General features: G+C 40.1%; 13 protein-coding genes. 9 read left to right on the plus strand and 4 right to left on the minus strand.

Annotated elements, in window-relative coordinates; genetic code table 11:
- Positions 1-485 (plus strand): IS110 family transposase (locus tag ADA55_RS21615; RefSeq protein WP_048687532.1); only part of this gene is annotated, 485 nt, incomplete at its 5' end.
- Positions 486-749: 264 nt separating this feature from the next.
- Positions 750-1,034, plus strand: a complete 285-nt coding sequence (locus ADA55_RS21620; RefSeq protein WP_048687533.1) for a DUF3784 domain-containing protein — start codon at positions 750-752, stop codon at positions 1,032-1,034.
- Positions 1,035-1,271: 237 nt separating this feature from the next.
- Here the strand turns inward: ADA55_RS21620 and ADA55_RS21625 are convergent, their stop codons facing one another.
- Positions 1,272-2,198, minus strand: a complete 927-nt coding sequence (locus tag ADA55_RS21625) for a cation diffusion facilitator family transporter (protein WP_048687534.1) — start codon at positions 2,196-2,198, stop codon at positions 1,272-1,274.
- 1,459 nt (positions 2,199-3,657) lie between these two features.
- Between ADA55_RS21625 and ADA55_RS21630 the strand changes: the two genes are divergently transcribed.
- The 7 genes from ADA55_RS21630 (at position 3,658) to ADA55_RS21655 (ending at position 14,029) form a co-directional block, all read left to right on the plus strand.
- Positions 3,658-4,389 carry a GntR family transcriptional regulator gene (locus ADA55_RS21630; RefSeq protein WP_048687535.1) on the plus strand — a complete coding sequence of 244 codons (732 nt, stop codon included), beginning with the start codon at positions 3,658-3,660 and terminating at the stop codon, positions 4,387-4,389.
- Positions 4,382-5,926: a gluconokinase gene (gene gntK, locus ADA55_RS21635; protein WP_048687536.1), complete on the plus strand. Its 1,545-nt coding sequence runs from the start codon at positions 4,382-4,384 to the stop codon at positions 5,924-5,926. The genes ADA55_RS21630 and gntK overlap by 8 nt, the downstream gene beginning before the upstream one ends.
- Before the next feature lie 18 nt (positions 5,927-5,944).
- Positions 5,945-7,291 carry a GntP family permease gene (locus ADA55_RS21640; protein WP_048687537.1) on the plus strand — a complete coding sequence of 449 codons (1,347 nt, stop codon included), beginning with the start codon at positions 5,945-5,947 and terminating at the stop codon, positions 7,289-7,291.
- A gap of 77 nt (positions 7,292-7,368) precedes the next feature.
- Positions 7,369-8,772, plus strand: a complete 1,404-nt coding sequence (gene gnd / locus ADA55_RS21645) for a decarboxylating NADP(+)-dependent phosphogluconate dehydrogenase (protein ID WP_048687538.1) — start codon at positions 7,369-7,371, stop codon at positions 8,770-8,772.
- A gap of 6 nt (positions 8,773-8,778) precedes the next feature.
- Complete coding sequence (locus ADA55_RS31095; protein WP_260089034.1) at positions 8,779-8,901, plus strand: hypothetical protein; 123 nt, start codon at positions 8,779-8,781, stop codon at positions 8,899-8,901.
- Positions 8,902-10,116: 1,215 nt separating this feature from the next.
- The gene (locus ADA55_RS21650; protein ID WP_142398513.1) at positions 10,117-10,809 is read left to right on the plus strand and encodes a hypothetical protein; all 693 of its coding nucleotides are present in this window, start codon (positions 10,117-10,119) and stop codon (positions 10,807-10,809) included.
- Positions 10,810-10,846: 37 nt separating this feature from the next.
- Positions 10,847-14,029: a biotin/lipoyl-containing protein gene (locus tag ADA55_RS21655; protein WP_048687540.1), complete on the plus strand. Its 3,183-nt coding sequence runs from the start codon at positions 10,847-10,849 to the stop codon at positions 14,027-14,029.
- Positions 14,030-14,148: 119 nt separating this feature from the next.
- On the opposite strand, the gene ADA55_RS21660 is transcribed toward ADA55_RS21655, so the two are convergent.
- The 3 genes from ADA55_RS21660 to ADA55_RS21670 form a co-directional block, all read right to left on the minus strand.
- Complete coding sequence (locus ADA55_RS21660) at positions 14,149-15,363, minus strand: Ger(x)C family spore germination protein (RefSeq protein ID WP_048687541.1); 1,215 nt, start codon at positions 15,361-15,363, stop codon at positions 14,149-14,151.
- The gene (locus ADA55_RS21665) at positions 15,347-16,453 is read right to left on the minus strand and encodes a spore germination protein (protein WP_048687542.1); all 1,107 of its coding nucleotides are present in this window, start codon (positions 16,451-16,453) and stop codon (positions 15,347-15,349) included. The genes ADA55_RS21660 and ADA55_RS21665 overlap by 17 nt, the downstream gene beginning before the upstream one ends.
- Before the next feature lie 26 nt (positions 16,454-16,479).
- On the minus strand, positions 16,480-17,847 hold a 1,368-nt coding region (locus ADA55_RS21670; protein ID WP_048687543.1), incomplete at its 5' end, for a spore germination protein.

Consider the following 17,847-nt stretch of genomic DNA (forward strand, 5'->3'; position numbering starts at 1 on the left):
TCAATCTTCGTATGTATATTGAGTTGCTTTTTCATTACCAGGGACACCTTTCTGATTTGGAAGATCGTATAGTGTCCCTGGCAAATGAAATGGAAGAATATAAAATCATCCAATCGATTCCCGGTATCGGAGAAAAAATCGCAGCAACGATTATCTCTGAAATTGGTGAAATCGATCGGTTTAATCATCCGAAAAAACTGGTTGCCTTCGCTGGAGTGGATCCAAGTGTTCACTCATCAGGTAAGTTTACGGCAACCATTAATCGTATAACCAAAAGGGGCTCGAGCAGACTACGTCATTCTCTGTATCTTGCCGTACTATGCGGCATAAGAAGTTCAAGGAACAAAAAGCTTAAAGCGTTCTATGATAAGAAAAAATCAGAAGGAAAACCTGCCAAAGTGTCAATCGTTGCCTGTATGAATAAGTTGCTTCAATGGATTTATGCTTTATTAAGCAGAAAAGAAACGTTCCTAGATTTAGCCTAATTAACGGTTTTGTGAAACAGAGAAAAATCCTTCCAAAAGGGTTTTGGAGGGTTATTTGGCATGGCCAAAAATAGTATATCATAAGGGAAATGAAAATATTAGAGAAAGATATTGACATCCTATTAGCTGGTTTACTTCAATAAGGGAGTGGCTTGGGCAGCTCTTGAGCTAAAGGGGCAGGATAGTTGAAGTAAAGGAAACTTTTTCCTTTACTATTCGTATAAAAAATAATAAGAAACAAAGTTGTCCTTGGGAGGTGTAAAGGTGGATTACGGATTATTGGTTATTGGTATAGCTCTTTTACTTGTGTCTTACTTAGTAGCTGTGAAAAAACAAACCTGGTTGTTAGCTGGATTTAATGAAAAAATGATTAAAAATAAGTCTTTGTTAGGTACAGTAACAGGTGGGTTTTTTTTTCTTCCTTTTGGATTGTTAGCAGTTATCAATAGTTTCATTGACTATCCTTATGAAGGAACGGTTCTTATAATTGCTATGTTGGTTTTATTAACAATTACGTACGTATTTATCAATAGAAGATTACTCGATTAATGCAATGAACGGGTGCGTTAACTAAAGATCGGAGCTGTCTTTAAGGCAGCATTTTTTTATGCAACTATCGGGACAGTTTAGTTGAAAAAAAGACGCGTTTTTGCTGGTGGTTACCCCTAATGCCCATGAAGTCCGTGGCTCTTTAAACAAACATACTGCCGCCGTACGAGCATATCGCCAGGCTTGACCAGGCCGCCGCTGCGATCTGGCCTGGTCAAGCCTCTCACTACCCTGTTTTTAGTCCGCCCATTCAACATCGGTCGTGAACACAATTGTTAACCATCGATCAGTACTTTCCTCGCCGATGGCATTACCGATTTCATCACGGATTGCGTCCCACTCTTCAAGGCATTTTGCCGGCCACCCGCCAGGCACAATAAAGTATAGTTCAATTTGCTTTCCCCGACCAACCTTTGCGACGTAAGCTCGGTAAGAAACGAAGCCGTAGCGCTTCACAAAGTCCCGTGCGACCTCGTCCACATGCTGCTTGAGTGATTGAGGGGTGATCAGCAGGACATCCGCCAAGGCCCGCTTTACCGTTGAAATCGGCAGCGGAATAATTACCAAACAGATCAGCACAAGTACTGCAGGATCAATATAGGGTGTAAGCCATTCCAAATTCGTTCCTTCAAAAGCGTATCCGATGCAAAACGCGATCAAGAGCGCAGCGGTGATGCCACCGGTCATCATCCAGGCCTTAGCGTCAAGGGCAACAAAATCCGAGCTAAGTGTCTTGTTTACGCGTGTTTCGAAAATCGCCATAGAACAGCAAGCGATCATTGTCACAACGGCATAGACGATGGCGAAACCGAACTCGAGATTGCGGCCGCCCGTCAGAAGACTACCAATTGCATTAATCAACGCATAAACGCCCGCCCCCATGAGCATGACACCGTTGAGACCAAGGACAATTGGCTCCAAGTGCCAAAATCCCATTGTGAAGCGTTCACTCAATTTACCATTCTGCCTATTCGGTGCAGTGGACGAGGTAATCAACTTTGAGACAATGAGCGCCAAGACGCTCATGATTGCATCGGTCAGAGAATAGAACCCATCAAAGGTGATAGAGAACGAACCTGATAGCAGGCCGAAAATGATTCCAAAGCAAGCAACGAAGATAGTAACGCCAATGGAGGCGCGAAGTATTCTTTGTTCGGTATTCAATTTTTTTCCCCCTAGGATTGCAGCCAGAATCGCCGTAGTAGCGTTTCCTCTACTGGACGCCTACTTTAAGTGAAAACATCGCCATTATCTGCTCTTTAATATAATCTCCCAACCTTTCAAGTATCATTTTTGTCTTAAGGTTCAGAGTTTATACACCATAAAACTTTCGTGTTCTTGACTGGTTTTTGGTTTATAAAAATCGATTAGTTTAATTTGCCGCGAACAGAGATAACTTAAAACTACTTTAAAAATATGATAAACGATGTGCAACCATTGATTTAACAGTGATTGTCAATATGGTATACACAAATTATTACATAAATGGACATAGAGTGGAAGAGTTGGCTAACCAAAAGGTACATGGTATGCAAAAAGTGCCTTGGAGCATTGAATTTGCTGAGCCTATGAAATTAAAAGACGAATTAATAAAAGGAGTTAAGGTATCATGAATGGAGTTGGATTTAAATCAGACTCCAGTTAAGGATCGTCAAGATTGCAATCTTGAAGTTGGCAATGAAATTAAAATACATTTAACTAAAACTAAGTAGGCGCGTGTTTCCTTGATTCTTTAGTAAAAAGCTTCATGTTACTAACTGTTCAAGTTAGCGGTGCTCTACATTAATAATTGAGGTTGCATATGCAGCCTTTTTCTTTTCATATGGCAATAACGGGGAAGGTTCAAACAAGAGATTGAATCTTTGTGAAAATTATATGGGAGTGGATGGGAAAGAGTATATTCTGAGTATCAGGTTACATTTACCTGTGCAATTCTGACGATAATGCTGTAGCGATCGGTATATTCTGCATTGTTATGAATGCTATATTGGAATAGTGCTGTAGTACAAAGAAGGGATTACGGTTTAATTAAACCGTAATCTCTCTTGAGGGATTTTTCTTTTTATTTGCTATCGTTATTGCTTGGAAGGCTATATGTTAATTTTTCTAATCTCCTATGTACAACGTACCTTGTAATCGGAATAAGAAGTGCAGGTATGGGGCGCCATCAGAAAGTAGATTGACCATATAGATAATTAATGGCGTTGTTCTGTATAATGCTGGCGGTATCCCATGTAGGATATTTACCTGAAGCCAAATAAAAATAGAATTACCTTGTGTAAGTTTTGAGAGGATAAAATAGAATGTACACCACCTTGTTAAGGAAAAATGGTGTTTTTTTTATAATAGGGGGGTAATCTCTGTCTTGTTTAGTTCATTTTAATAGTGGACTACTTAGTTGGAGAATCTGAATTGATTATTCGTAAAAGTGCACGTTTATGAACGTTTTTTTTATGAAAAAGGTTTTATTTCAACGTTCGCTAAAGTCAAATACTTCCAAAACGTTCGACTTTGATTAGATTGGCGAAAATCCGGTTGAATTCAAAAAGCTTGCATTATTTATTATTATTATTATAAAATACTTGTATACAAGTGTACTTGAACTCTATAAGAAGGTGAATTTATGGCTGAATCAAAGGAATTTCTTTATCCTGTAAAATGGCTATCAAAAGCTTCAGCCGGTGATCGCGTTACATCCGAGCTTAGAATGCGTATTATTTCGGGGATGATTGAAAGCGGTGCCATCCTTTCTGAAAATAAATTAGCTGCTGATTTCGGTGTAAGCCGCTCACCCGTTCGTGAAGCGTTAAAAATACTGGCCTCTGAAAATATCATCCGATTAGAAAGAATGGGTGCGGTTGTCATTGGTTTAACAGAAAAAAAGTATGCAGAAATTTATGATGTACGTATTCTCATCGAAACGTTTGTATTTGAACGTCTAGTGAGGATGAACACGAATGAATTAGTAATGGAACTTAGTAAAATATTGGAAATGATGAAAGTGTCCATAAAATACCTGGATGCGGATGAGTTTTCCTATCAGGATGTTCTATTCCACGAAACGATCATTCGCTCCATCGATCATTCCTACATCCTGATGATCTGGGATAATTTAAAACCTGTAATGGAAAGTTTGATTCTTCTATCCATGCGCAGTCGTTTTAAAGAAAAGTATGAAGACTTTACACGAATCATAAATAATCATCAGCTTTATATTGATGCGATCAAAACAAAAGATCGAGACATCATGATTAAGTCGTTACATGAAAACTTTGATGATGTTCAAGGAAAAGTTGAAGACTTATGGATGGCTCAACAGATGCTTTCAAAAGGAGTCGAACAAGAAAATGACTAGCTATATGTTAGGAGTAGACATCGGTACAACAAGTACAAAAGCTGTATTATTCACGAAAAAAGGCGATGTCATCCAGCAAGAGAATATTGGCTATCCTCTTTACACACCGGATATGACAACGGCGGAACAAGACCCTGAGGAGATTTTCCAGGCTGTTCTGAAAGCCTTTTCAAATATAACGAAGCAGCATCCAGATAAAAAACCATCATTTATTTCATTTAGCAGTGCGATGCATAGTGTTATAGCTATGGATGAAAATGACCGGCCGCTAACCGCTTGCATCACTTGGGCAGATAATCGCAGTGAAGCTTGGGCCCATAAAATAAAGGATGAATTAGATGGGCATGAAGTTTACAAGCGAACCGGAACACCGATTCACCCGATGTCACCATTATCCAAGATCACCTGGATCGTGAATGATCGCCCGGAGATCGCAACCAATGTTAAAAAGTATATCGGGATTAAAGAATATATCTTTAAAAAGTTCTTTGGCCAATACGTTGTCGATTATTCCCTTGCTTCATCCATGGGCATGTTGAATCTCAAAAACTTGGATTGGGATGAGGGAGCCCTTAGAATTGCTGGAGTAACGCGTGATCAATTATCTGAACTCGTACCGACAACAAAGATCTTTAACAACTGTGACGCGGATTTAGCCAAACAGATCGGGATTGACCCACAAACACCATTTGTCATTGGGGCAAGTGATGGTGTCCTTTCAAATCTTGGTGTAAACGCTATCCGGAAAGGTGAAATCGCTGTCACGATCGGGACAAGCGGTGCGATTCGGACAATTATTGACGAACCGAAAACGGACGAAAAAGGAAGAATCTTTTGCTATGCCTTAACGGAAAAGCATTGGGTGATTGGCGGGCCGGTAAACAATGGCGGGATGGTCCTTCGCTGGATTCGCGATGAATTTGCTTCTTCCGAGGTGGAAACAGCTAAAAGACTCGGAATCGACGCTTATGAAGTCTTGACCAAGATTGCCGAACGGGTAAGACCGGGCGCGGATGGATTGTTATTCCATCCATATCTTGCAGGTGAACGTGCACCATTATGGAATCCGGACGTAAGGGGTTCATTTTTCGGATTGACGCTGTCGCATAAGAAAGAACATATGATTCGTGCGGCTCTAGAGGGAGTCATTTACAATTTATACACCGTATTTTTGGCCTTAACCGAATGCATGGACGGTCCCGTGACCCGAATTCAAGCTACGGGAGGCTTCGCAAGGTCGGCTGTTTGGCGGCAAATGATGTCCGATATCTTCGAATCGGAAGTCGTGGTTCCAGAAAGCTACGAAAGTTCGTGCCTGGGTGCTTGTATATTAGGGTTATATGCAACTGGGGAAATTGATTCCTTCGAAGTGGTTTCTGAAATGATAGGCAATACCCACAAGCACACACCGAAAGCTGATTCTGTAAATGAATACAGGCAGCTGCTGCCGATTTTCATTAACCTATCAAGGGTATTGGAAAACGAATATACACAGATTGCGAATTATCAAAGAAACTTAATAAATGCTGCAAAGTAAAGACATGGGGGGATTACAATGCCATTAGTCATTGTCGCTATAGGAATTGTCGCTTTATTAATTTTAATAATGGGCTTAAAATTAAACACCTTTATTTCCTTGATCATTGTATCGTTTGGAGTGGCTTTAGCACTTGGGATGCCGCTTGACGGAATTGTCAAAACCATTGAAGCTGGATTAGGCGGAACACTTGGCCACTTAGCGTTAATCTTTGGGCTTGGGGCGATGTTAGGTAAGCTGATCGCAGATTCAGGCGGAGCGCAACGCATTGCCATGACCCTCGTTAAGAAATTCGGTGAAAAGAATATTCAATGGGCAGTCGTGGCAGCATCATTCATTATCGGTATCGCATTATTCTTTGAAGTGGGATTAGTATTATTGATTCCAATCGTATTTGCGATTTCAAGAGAATTAAAAGTTTCGATATTGTATCTTGGCATTCCAATGGTGGCGGCATTATCCGTAACACACGGTTTCTTACCGCCGCATCCAGGACCGACCGTCATCGCTGGTGAATATGGCGCAGACATTGGTCAGGTTTTACTTTACGGCTTCATCATTGCGGTTCCAACCGTTATTTTAGCTGGACCGATATTTACGAAGATAGCTAAAAGATTAGTACCTGAATCATTTACGAAAACAGGCAGCATTGCCTCATTAGGTGAACAAAAATCTTTTAAACTTGAAGAAACACCTGGATTTGGAATCAGTGTATTTACTGCATTACTTCCGGTTATATTAATGTCAATTGCTACGATCATCACTTTGATGCAAAAAACGATGGGATTTGAAGATAATGGTTTACTGGCAGCTATCCGTTTCATTGGTGAAGCCGGTACTTCCATGTTGCTTTCCTTATTATTTGCGGTCTATTCAATGGGAGTGGCAAGAAAGATTCCAATGAAGGATATCATGGAATCTTGTACATCAGCAATCCTGCATATCGGAATGATGCTCTTGATCATTGGTGGCGGCGGAGCCTTCAAACAAGTATTGATCGACGGCGGTGTAGGTGACTATGTAGCTGAATTATTCAAAGGAACATCATTATCACCAATCCTGCTTGCCTGGATCATCGCGGCAATCCTGCGTATTTCATTGGGATCTGCTACAGTTGCTGCCTTGACGACAGCTGGTTTGGTTATTCCGATGTTAGGTCAGACGGACGTTAATCTTGCTCTGGTCGTACTTGCTACAGGAGCGGGAAGTTTAATCGCTTCACACGTTAACGATGCTGGTTTCTGGATGTTTAAAGAGTATTTTGGCTTAAGCATGAAAGAAACATTCGCAACATGGACTTTGCTTGAGACGATCATATCAGTAGCTGGATTAGGATTCATTCTATTACTAAGCTTATTTGTATAGGCTTTCCCGGCAGTAAATCCCCGACTTATGGCAGGGATTTACTGCCTATTATTCTTACATAAGAAGGAGCAGAAATAATGTTCAATACAATTGGTGTCATTGGTTTAGGGGTAATGGGCAGTAATATCGCGTTAAATATGGCTAGTAAAGGGGAAAAAGTAGCTGTCTATAATTACACAAGAGATTTAACCGATCAGCTTGTTGCTGAATTGGACGGTCAGTCAATCCATCCGTATTACGAAATCCAAGATTTCGTTCAGTCACTGGAAACGCCAAGAAAGATTTTTCTGATGGTGACTGCGGGTAAAGCGATCGACTCGGTGATCACTTCATTACTTCCTCATCTTGAATCAGGCGATATTATCATGGACGGCGGTAACTCCCATTACGAAGATACTGAACGCAGATATGATGAATTGAAATCTAAAGGATTCAGTTATGTAGGAATTGGTATTTCCGGTGGGGAAGTCGGGGCGTTGAAAGGACCTTCAATCATGCCAGGAGGAGATAAGGACGCCTATGAAAAAGTAGCTCCAACCCTGACAAAAATCGCAGCCAAAGTAAACGATGCTCCTTGCTGTACCTATATCGGCCCAAAAGGGGCAGGTCATTTTGTGAAAATGGTACATAACGGGATTGAGTATGCAGATATGCAATTAATCGCCGAAGCATATACGTTTTTAAGAGAAAAATTGCATTTAGAGGTTAATGAAATTGCTGACATCTTTGAAACATGGAATCAAGGCGAACTGAAAAGTTATTTAATCGAAATCACGGCCGAAATCTTAAGGAAAAAAGATGAAGTAACGGGCTTACCATTGATCGATGTGATTCTTGATAAAGCAGGACAAAAAGGCACAGGAAAATGGACCAGCATGCAAGCGATTGATAACGGAATACCAGCATCGATCATTACAGAGTCTTTGTTTGCGCGCTACATTTCCGCTCTAAAAGAAGAACGGGTTCATGCGGAAAACATTCTAACAGGGCCTGAGAACGTTCAGCAAAAATTAGATAAAAATGAGTGGATTGACTATATTAGGCAAGCATTATATATGGGAAAGGTTTGTGCATACGCGCAAGGTTTCACTCAATATAAAATGAGTTCTGAACTTAACGGCTGGGATTTGCCTTTGAAGGATATTGCGCTTATTTTCCGCGGCGGCTGCATCATTCGGGCAGAATTTTTAAACGTCATTAGCGAAGCCTATCAAGAGCAGCCAAATCTGTCCAATTTATTGATTTCACCATATTTCGCTGAAAAGGTTGCAAAGTACCAGGTGGGATTGCGAAAGGTAGTCTGTGAGGGAATAAATTCCGGCATCTCGTTTCCATGTTTAGGCTCTTCACTTACTTATTACGATAGTTATCGAACAGGCATCTCAAATGCTAACCTTTTGCAAGCACAACGTGATTATTTTGGTGCGCATACCTATGAACGACGTGATTTAGCAGGGGTTTTCCACACGAACTGGCAGTGATGGAAAGTGACAAAAGAAATAGTCATTTGTAATACCGTTCATGAAGTTGAAACAGGTATTTTACTTCAAAAAAGAGTTGCTTTGGCAGCTCTTTTTTTGTATGTAACAAAAGGTGCAGGTAGTGGATAAAGGAATTTTAGTTAGGGAAAAAAGATTGATTGCGTTATTGCGAACCATGGGTGAACATCATAAATAGGAAAAGATTGACGGGCAACAAATAATATTTTTGGGGGAGGTTTAATACTCAGGTTAAGTGGTATATAAATGATATCGGTTTATAGTATATTGTTCCCCCGTTACCTTAATTTTGTAGTCGGGGTTCACAATGAAAGAGTATCGTTTCTTGAATAATGTCGGCAAGTGGCACATATTCTTCTTTTGGATATTACCAAATTATTTCCGCGTGGAAAAGGAGTGATATATCATGAGGCAAATGTGTATTTACTGTTTTAAATGGGCTGACATAGATACGATGACACCAATTTTTGAACAAGGTAGAGAGTTCGTCAATTATTATTGTGAAGATTGTGTTAATGCTGCTATGGATAATTTGTTTAAGATCCCATACAAACATGCATGCGAACCATCAAGAATCCACTAGCATCAAGATATGCGATTTAATAGTTAAGCGATTGTGCTGGACAGCATAACGAAAGGCCATCTCAAACGAGAAGGGCTTTTTTTGTTCGGGTTAAAGTTGGAATGGGAAGCATATGTAATCATCGGTGCTCACCTAGCAAGTGAATATCTTAAAAGTTAAAGGCCTCCCACAGTTTACTGAGGGGAGGCCTTTTCTTATCAAGTAATCCGGAGGTTTAACTCTAGTCATTTCAACCCACTTAAACAACATGATCATACCGAATATTATTAAGTGGTACTCATAAGGTAGTATATCGGATTGAGGAAAAATATGAATTCGGATTAGCTTTAAACAATAAAAATAGATAAAGAAACTAAAGCATTTAAGGGGAAGATTAACCTGTTAAAGGAATTCAATGTTTGTTATACTCTTGACGCTGATGTTAAGTGGGAGAAAATAAAAAAAGGATTGAGCAGTAAAAAAGAGGATGTTTTACAAGAAGTCTTGAAAAGGATGGAGCACTGTGAGTATTTTATTGTGAAAAGTGATAGTAAGCATCATATTATCAATACTTCATTGATACGGTATATACGCATTTTTGAAAATAAGTAATCTCACTACTGCTTTCTTGGAATATAAGTTATGGTTGTATTCTCCTAACAGTCTATCTGGGAGGGGATTTTTCTATGGCAAAAAAGGGCAAACCTTTTCATACATATACAGAGCGAGTATGGTTGGTTAACACTTTTGAAGGGAGTGTAAAGATGAATAAAGAATGGGATGATGGTTTTATTGAGGCATTAATGGTTTCCCTACAAGACGAAAGAGTCATTGAAAAGATACAAGCGATAGCAGAAGCTGGCTCGTATAGTCAATTGGGGGAGCATAAGGAGCTGCTGAAAGAAAAAGAAAATGAAATAGCAAAACTTCAACAAGAGCTTGCCTCGAAAAAAGCAGAAATTAGTGAGTACCAAATAACGATCCACCATCTAAATGAGAAAATGGAATCCTATTATAATGAATTGCAAAAGAGAAGAGCGGACTATCGGGAAGCAGAAGAACTTTACGAAGCTGTTCAACAATTATCCGAAACCACTAAAAGTTCTTTGAAAGGAATCTTCAAGGGCGGTTCCGTGCAGGAATTTATAGTCTGTGGCGTGCAATATGAAAACATTTCATCTTTGTGGGATTTTATCAAAAACGAGATCATGGAAGGACGGGAGCAGGAAAGAGAGACTTTGCTCGCCCTTTTTCTGTTTTTCTTTCAAGAGTACAGTAAAACATACGATACCCCTTTATATAAAATACAGGAAGTGAAAATGAATGAGGTCTTCAGGGAGGACTTGTACATAAGGGCCCTCAATAGCAAAATATCCGGGAACATCATGGAAGTCCTGCTGCCAGGTTATATAAGCATTAATGGTAAAACCATTAAAAAATCCGTTGTGAGAATCTAGCAGGCGAAAAAGAGAATGATAGTAAAGGAGAAATACAATGACATCGATTATTATCCCAGAGATTGAAGAAGGCATTGAAAAAATCCTTCTTGTGCAATGGTATAAACAGCCAGGCGATTATATTACGGTGGGCGAAAGCTTAGCCAAATTCAGCTGTGAGGGCATCGAATTTGACCTCTTTTCAGAAAAAGAAGGTACCCTTAAAGAATTGAACGTAGCGGAGGACACTATAGTCAAGATTGGTGACCTGATATGTTATTTGGATTCTGGTGATGCAATTTCTGAAGAATTATTAAAAGAAGTTGAAAAACAAGAAACGATGGAAGATAAAGAGCCGATTGAGAACGTAACAAGCTTAGCTGAAAAAAATAACATAGACAGTTCCATATACTTAATGAATAAGAACGAAGAGCAGGTTCTATTCTCACCTGATTCCCAAACCGTTCCGGTCTCTGCCATTTCAATGACTTATAAAGAAGTGAGATCGTTAATCAGCCATTTATATCAGAGTGCAGAAGAAACCTTCTTCAAGGATGAAGCGAGCTTCTTTCAAGACATTAAAAAGATGCTCCGTTCCAGATGGGTTTACATGAATAATGGGAATATTATATATGATCATAACATCGCAGCGGTATTTCCTTATAGAAAATACTATGAATTAATGGACGAGGATTTTGACTACAAAAAGCATCTGGACGTTTCCGGTTTTAAAGGTGATGCCATGACACGGGAAGAGGCTGCGAAAAGTTTCAATACAACCGATCACCCTGTATATAAGAGAATACTAACTTTAGACGATTATTCCGTGAGTAAAAATCCTTCCATTTCAAGGATATTTGCCAATCAAACTAACTCTTCTAAATCGATAGCGTTTAAATCCCACGGGTACGACATTCAAAGCTACGATGTAGTAAATCAAAAAAACAATTTGCTTGGAAAGGGATTTTTCGTTCCCGTTTTCCGTTTAAATGAGGAAAATGCTTTTGAAATCAATGACCGAAAGGCTCTCCAACTCTGGCTGGAAAACCGGTTAGTTCCAAGCGGATTAAGCGCAGAACGCCAGAAGGAGTATGATTATTTGCTGGAATTGTATCAATTAAAGGAATTAGATCATGAAAGTTTTCTTAAAGAATTGCCATCGATCGCTATCGATTCCAACACGTTTTATGAGAAGCTTTTAAACTCTGAAAAAGTAAGAGCCGATATAGATACATATGATGAAAAGATGTTAACAGATCCAAACCGGGGACATTGGGATTTATGGCCTGTCACCTCTGATGAAAAACCTTTAACGATAAAACTGAACGAAGAAATAATGGCCAGAAACCCTAAAATGGATATAAGGGAGGACGGCATAGTTGGCATTGATTTTGGAACGAAAAGTACAGTGGTCGTTCATCAAGAAGAAAGTGACTTTACTCTTCCCATGCGTATTGGGGTTGGCTACCATAACACGGAAGTACAAGACTGGCATTATGAAAATCCAACCGTGATTGAATTTATTGATTTAGCACATTTCCTGGAGCTTTATCAAGAAAAAGAAGGAAGACCAGATACAAGGTGGCAGGATGTGACGGTTTCCCACAATGCTCTTAACAACTTGATGAATGGAAAGAGTGACCATTATTATTCCATATTGAATAATCTAAAGCAGTGGGCTGGAGAAAAGAATAATGAACTCCGATTAAAAGACAAGAGGGGATATGCCGTTGTACTGCGTTCCTTTTTGGACTTAACCGATCAGGAAATCAACCCAATCGAGTTATACGCCTACTACCTCGGTTTGTATATCAATAACCAGAACAATGGGATTTACCTCGATTACACCCTTTCTTTCCCGGTGACGTATGAAAAAGAGGTAAGGGAAAAAATTCTAAAGTGTTTTGAACGTGGGTTAAAAAAGACGCTTCCTATGCCGATTCAGCTGGATGAAGAATTAATGAAAAAGTTTCGTGTCACTGCTGGGGCGAGTGAACCTGCAGCCTATGCCGTTTGTGCGTTACAGGAATACGGGTTTGAACCGGAAGAGGATGAAAAAACGTACTATGGTGTGTTTGATTTTGGTGGAGGAACGACAGATTTTGATTTTGGGATTTGGCGTGAAGCTGGCTTGAAAGAAAGTAGATATGATTATGTCATTGAGCATTTTGCAGCGGGCGGGGACCGGTATTTAGGCGGTGAGAACATGCTGGAGCTTTTGGCGTTCCAAGTGTTTAAAAACAACCAAAGAACAATGCGTGAGCTAAACATTCCTTTTACCCTCCCAGCGGAATGTGTGAAGTTTCCCGGAAGTGAAACACTGATTAATGAGTCACAAGAAGCCTATTTAAATGCGAAACAATTGGTGGAAAAATTAAGGCCGCTTTGGGAAAGACATGAACGGTATGAAGAACAGTTTGGAAAAGGCATGATCCGGGCAGATTTGTTTGACAAAGCCGGCCACGCTAAACTCAATGTGGAACTTTTGATCGATCAAGATGAAATGGAACAACAGATTGAGGCAAGAATCGACAAAGGCATTAAAAATTTCTTTGAGTCATTACGGCGCGCTTTTGCCCGGTCAGAACACAGCAAAATTAATAAAGTGAATATACTGCTTGCTGGTAATTCAAGTAAATCCCCGGTCGTCATGAATCTATTTAATAAATGGATTGAGAGGGAAGTGCAGAACACTCAAAACTGGGGAGAAGTGTCTGGTGATCTTTTTGAGATTCTCCCGCCACTGGGGACAGAAGGTGCTTATTTAAAGCAAGAAGAGAGAAACAGAGTGGTTAACCGGGATATAATAACCGCCCCTACAGGGAAAACAGGCGTTGCCTTTGGGCTTGTACAAAGCAGAAAAGGCGGAAGTATAAAAGTTATTGACCGCGATATGGTGAATGGGGAATCGAAGTTCAAGTATTTTCTTGGCATCGGGAGAAAAGGGAAATTAAAAACAATGATTGATCAAGAAGAAGAGTATAACATTTGGCATCTTTTCATTGATGCGTCAGAAGAGGATTTTGAAATTTATTACACAAGCCTGCCGGAAGCTAGTACCAATCAGCTTGACATTAAGCAGGCACAGAGGAAAAAGCTTCGGATTGAGCATGTGGATGATTCAGCTTTTGTTTATATTCGGACCATAAGCCCGACTGTTATCGAATATGTTGTTGCAGATGAAGGCTCGATTTTAAATGGGGTTTATTTATCTGAAATTAATAAAGTGGAATTAAGCTGATCTTTCGATGGGAAAATCAAAAGACCTCCCGCAGTTTACTGTGGGAGGCCTTTTCATGCTTATCGTATATGTATAAATAGTTTTCATTTCCAACATTTAATGCTAGAAGCTCAGAGGATTCACTTCTTTGCTCCTCCTGATGCCCCATAATCATTAATCGTTAATTTTACATCGAAGTTTATTGGAGTTTCACTAAATGTTTGATCCCAATCCTTTTTAACTTTCTTCCATACTTTGGGCTGCTCAATTCTCAATCGATTTCCAAAACCGGCGACGTCCGTTTTGTATTCTTTTTGCATTTTTTTCAATGCATTCCCCACCAACCGCTCCACTTCTTTTTCAGATGACTTTTCTGCCTTTTTAAGAAATTCATTATTAAAAGAATCCCCTGAAACTACCCAGTTTTCAGACAGTCTACCCACTGACTCAATGTTTACATCAAAAGAGATGCTGTCCGCTTCAACTCGAGGTACGATACTGCTTTTCATGGACTCTATTTCATATACAATCTGCTGACCGGTTTCTTTATCAAAGCTTTTCACTACACCGCCTTTCCCCTTACCTGTTATCCATGTTACGCCCTCCAGTTCCTCTTCGTCTAAAGTACCTGTCATTTTGTGTGTCTTTCCAGCAATTACGGCAGCTCCGGCAAACTTGACTTGCCCATCCACTGATAGAACTTTTTGAATCAGGAAACTAGATCCTGATGTGATCTTGCTTTCTACTTTAATATGCGACATGGGGGGTAAAATCCTCGTTGTTCGATAGGCATTTTCTACAATGCCAGCCAGGCGGAATGCTGGAATTTCCCCTGCTTTCTTTGTTTCCAGTGTCTTGCTTGCTCTCCCTTTACTGATGAAAACAAGACAGCTTGGTCTAAGCTCACTTTCCCGTAGATTTTGATCAAGTAATTGTCCCAACTTATACGATCTTGCAAGTTCTTCGCTGATAACAACCACTTTCATATGGTGAGCGGTCACGGGTTGTTCACTTCTCAATGATATTTCACGAACCATTTGGTGTAAGGAATCTCCAGTTTCGGAAACATTAACATAAGATTTTTTTTGTGGTCCGGATTGATTCGTTGTTGAACTCGCTACCTGTGGAGTGATGAATTGATAGGTTGCAGTAATCAGGTTCCTTTTTGAATAACCCTCCCCTTGTTCGTTTAACTTTTTCTCGATTGCGGACTGTTTGGCTTTATCGAATGCCAAACCTATACCTAAACTTTGCTCTTCAATTTCATGACTGCTCCAGCATCCTGCTAGTGATAAGAACAAAATAGTAGAGAGGGAAATGAAGAGGGGGCGTGTATTGCTATGTGATTGTTTCATATTTTTTCCCTCCCTTTATTCTTGAGATGATAAGCAGTAAAGGTGGGAGTATACCAAATAAAAACATGGCGACATTGCCGACGAAATCTCCTTGCTTAAATAGGTCATTGATATTTTTCGGAATCATGGCAAGGATGTAGAGAATCGGAAGCAAACCAAACATGAATGGGTGTATGCTTTTTTCCGTAATTTGAGCTAGCCCTAAAGCGGCTGCAAAAAATGTGATCGTAAATGTGGCGAATATTTGCATGATCCAGACAACGAGCAATAAAGATTCAAACCGCTCAAAGATCAACCCGGCGACTTCAAAACTTCGGATAAGATCAAGTGTTGGCCATGTTCTCATCACCACTCCATCAACAGATAATGCCCCGATGACCATTACGACCGTTATCACGTAAAAAATCAGTGGAATGGAAACTCCAACAAGCAGGGCTTTTACTGCTTTTTTTGGTGAATTCATAAATGGAATAAGCAGTAGCATGACTTCAGGCCCTGAAAAAGCGAGAGCCGTCGTTTTTACTCCTTTTAATACAGGGACGATTCCTTCTCCTAATACCGGACGAAGATTATCGATCTCGAATATTTTAAAGCTCATAAAAGTAACAACCAAAAAAAGGATAACTGTCAAAGGTAAAATAATTTCAAAAAGACGGGCGATCGGGTTAATGCCGCCGATGATGAGATAAAGACTTACCCACATGAAAATCATCATAATTGCCCAAGTAGGCGTACCTTCCAAAAGTAAATACCTTATCACTTCCGCCATTGCACGGAGCTGAAAACTGGAAGTTGTAAGAAAATAACAGACTACAACTAAACTAAGTAACCCGCCCAGCCATTTTCCGACAATTTCATTGATGTATTGATAGAAGGTCTTTTCGGGAAACTGTTGGCTTAATTTGACCATGATCAGCCCCGCGGTTATAGTGATAACTCCGCCTAAAATAACGCTTATCCATACATCTGGTGTCTGTACCTTCTCCGTAGATGATCTGGGTAGGGTGAGCAATCCTGTGCCGAGTATGAAGTTAATGACAATGACAGCTGCTTGAGGAGTTGTAATTTTGTCTTTCGGACTGATAATCATTCTATAACCACCCTTTCACCGATAGGTTATCCTTTACGTATGGGGTTTTTTGTATGCAACATCTTTGGACGGCGTTTCATCATCATAAGTGGCATGCGGACCACCAGGTCTTTCCACTCACTTAAGCGATAAGGAACGGCTGGACTCAAATAAGGCACACCAAAGCTTTTTAATTTCACTAAATGGCTGGTCATTAAAAGGAAAAAAAGAATGACCCCGTATAATCCGAACGTGGCAGCACATAGCATTGCGGGAAAACGAAGCATCCGTAATGTAATCCCGATACTATAGTGCGGAATGGAAAACGATGAAATGGCGGTTAACGCTACCACAATCACCAAAACAGGACTAACTATCCCTGCCTGAACAGCAGCTTCCCCAATGATTAAACCGCCGACAATTCCCATTGCTGGACCGATTGGCTTAGGCAATCGCAGTCCTGCTTCCCTCAAAATTTCGATGGCTATTTCCATGAATAATGCCTCGATAAGTGCCGGAAACGGAACCCCGGACTTGGTTCCGATAATGGAGATGGCCAGTTTGGTCGGAATCAATCCTGAATGAAATGAGATGAAAGCTATATACAATGACGGTGTAAAAAGGGCCAGAATAGCTGCGAGGTAACGAAGCATACGGATGAATGTTCCAGGAATCCACCTTTCATAATAATCTTCCGGTGATTGTAGCATCATGCTTAAGGTAACAGGAACGATCAAAGCGAAAGGGGTCCCATCTAACAAGATGGCCACTCGCCCTTCCATCAAAGCAGCGACCACGCGATCAGGACGCTCTGTATTCTGTACCTGCGGAAAAGGACTAAGGTAATTATCTTCAATAAGCTGCTCTACATAACCTGATTCAGGAACACTATCAATATCAATTTTCTTAATTCGATTTTCCACCTCTTTAACTAATTCGGGATCAACAATATCCTTTATGTATGCGACAACCAAATCCTTTTTTGAACGCTTTCCTACTTGGAATTTTACTAACGATAAATTCTCGATTTCACCACTACACCTTAAAAAAGATGTATTATCACTCAATGATTCAGTGAAACCGACACGGGGACCTCTGACTAGTGCCTCTGATACCGGCTCTTCAATTGCCCTTGTTTTATGTTTGGCAGTTCCAAGGAGCAGCGCATCCAAAGACCCATCAATTAAAAGGGCGGTAGAACCTGTTAGTACTTTAGAGGCTAATTCTTTAATGGAGCGGACAGCTTCTATTTCACTAATGGATAACACTTCATTTTTTATGAATTCTTTTGAAATGCTCCCTTTGAGGTAGGGAAGGTTCTGTTTATATTCTGCTGAAAAATCAACCATCAATGATGGCATGATATGCTTATCAATGAGATCTTTATCCGATAGTCCATCCACAAAAATGATAAC

The organism is Bacillus sp. 220_BSPC (assembly GCF_001054655.1).
GTDB lineage: Bacteria > Bacillota > Bacilli > Bacillales > DSM-1321 > Peribacillus > Peribacillus frigoritolerans.

What these genes read in the sequence shown, in the direction of transcription:
- ADA55_RS21655 (WP_048687540.1), top strand. Translation starts at nt 10,847, where the DNA reads ATGACATCGATTATTATCCCAGAGATTGAAGAAGGCATTGAAAAAATC.
- ADA55_RS21630 (WP_048687535.1), top strand. Translation starts at nt 3,658, where the DNA reads ATGGCTGAATCAAAGGAATTTCTTTATCCTGTAAAATGGCTATCAAAA.
- gntK (WP_048687536.1), top strand. Translation starts at nt 4,382, where the DNA reads ATGACTAGCTATATGTTAGGAGTAGACATCGGTACAACAAGTACAAAA.
- ADA55_RS21660 (WP_048687541.1), bottom strand. Translation starts at nt 15,363, where the DNA reads ATGAAACAATCACATAGCAATACACGCCCCCTCTTCATTTCCCTCTCT.
- ADA55_RS21665 (WP_048687542.1), bottom strand. Translation starts at nt 16,453, where the DNA reads ATGATTATCAGTCCGAAAGACAAAATTACAACTCCTCAAGCAGCTGTC.
- ADA55_RS21640 (WP_048687537.1), top strand. Translation starts at nt 5,945, where the DNA reads ATGCCATTAGTCATTGTCGCTATAGGAATTGTCGCTTTATTAATTTTA.
- ADA55_RS21650 (WP_142398513.1), top strand. Translation starts at nt 10,117, where the DNA reads ATGAATAAAGAATGGGATGATGGTTTTATTGAGGCATTAATGGTTTCC.
- gnd (WP_048687538.1), top strand. Translation starts at nt 7,369, where the DNA reads ATGTTCAATACAATTGGTGTCATTGGTTTAGGGGTAATGGGCAGTAAT.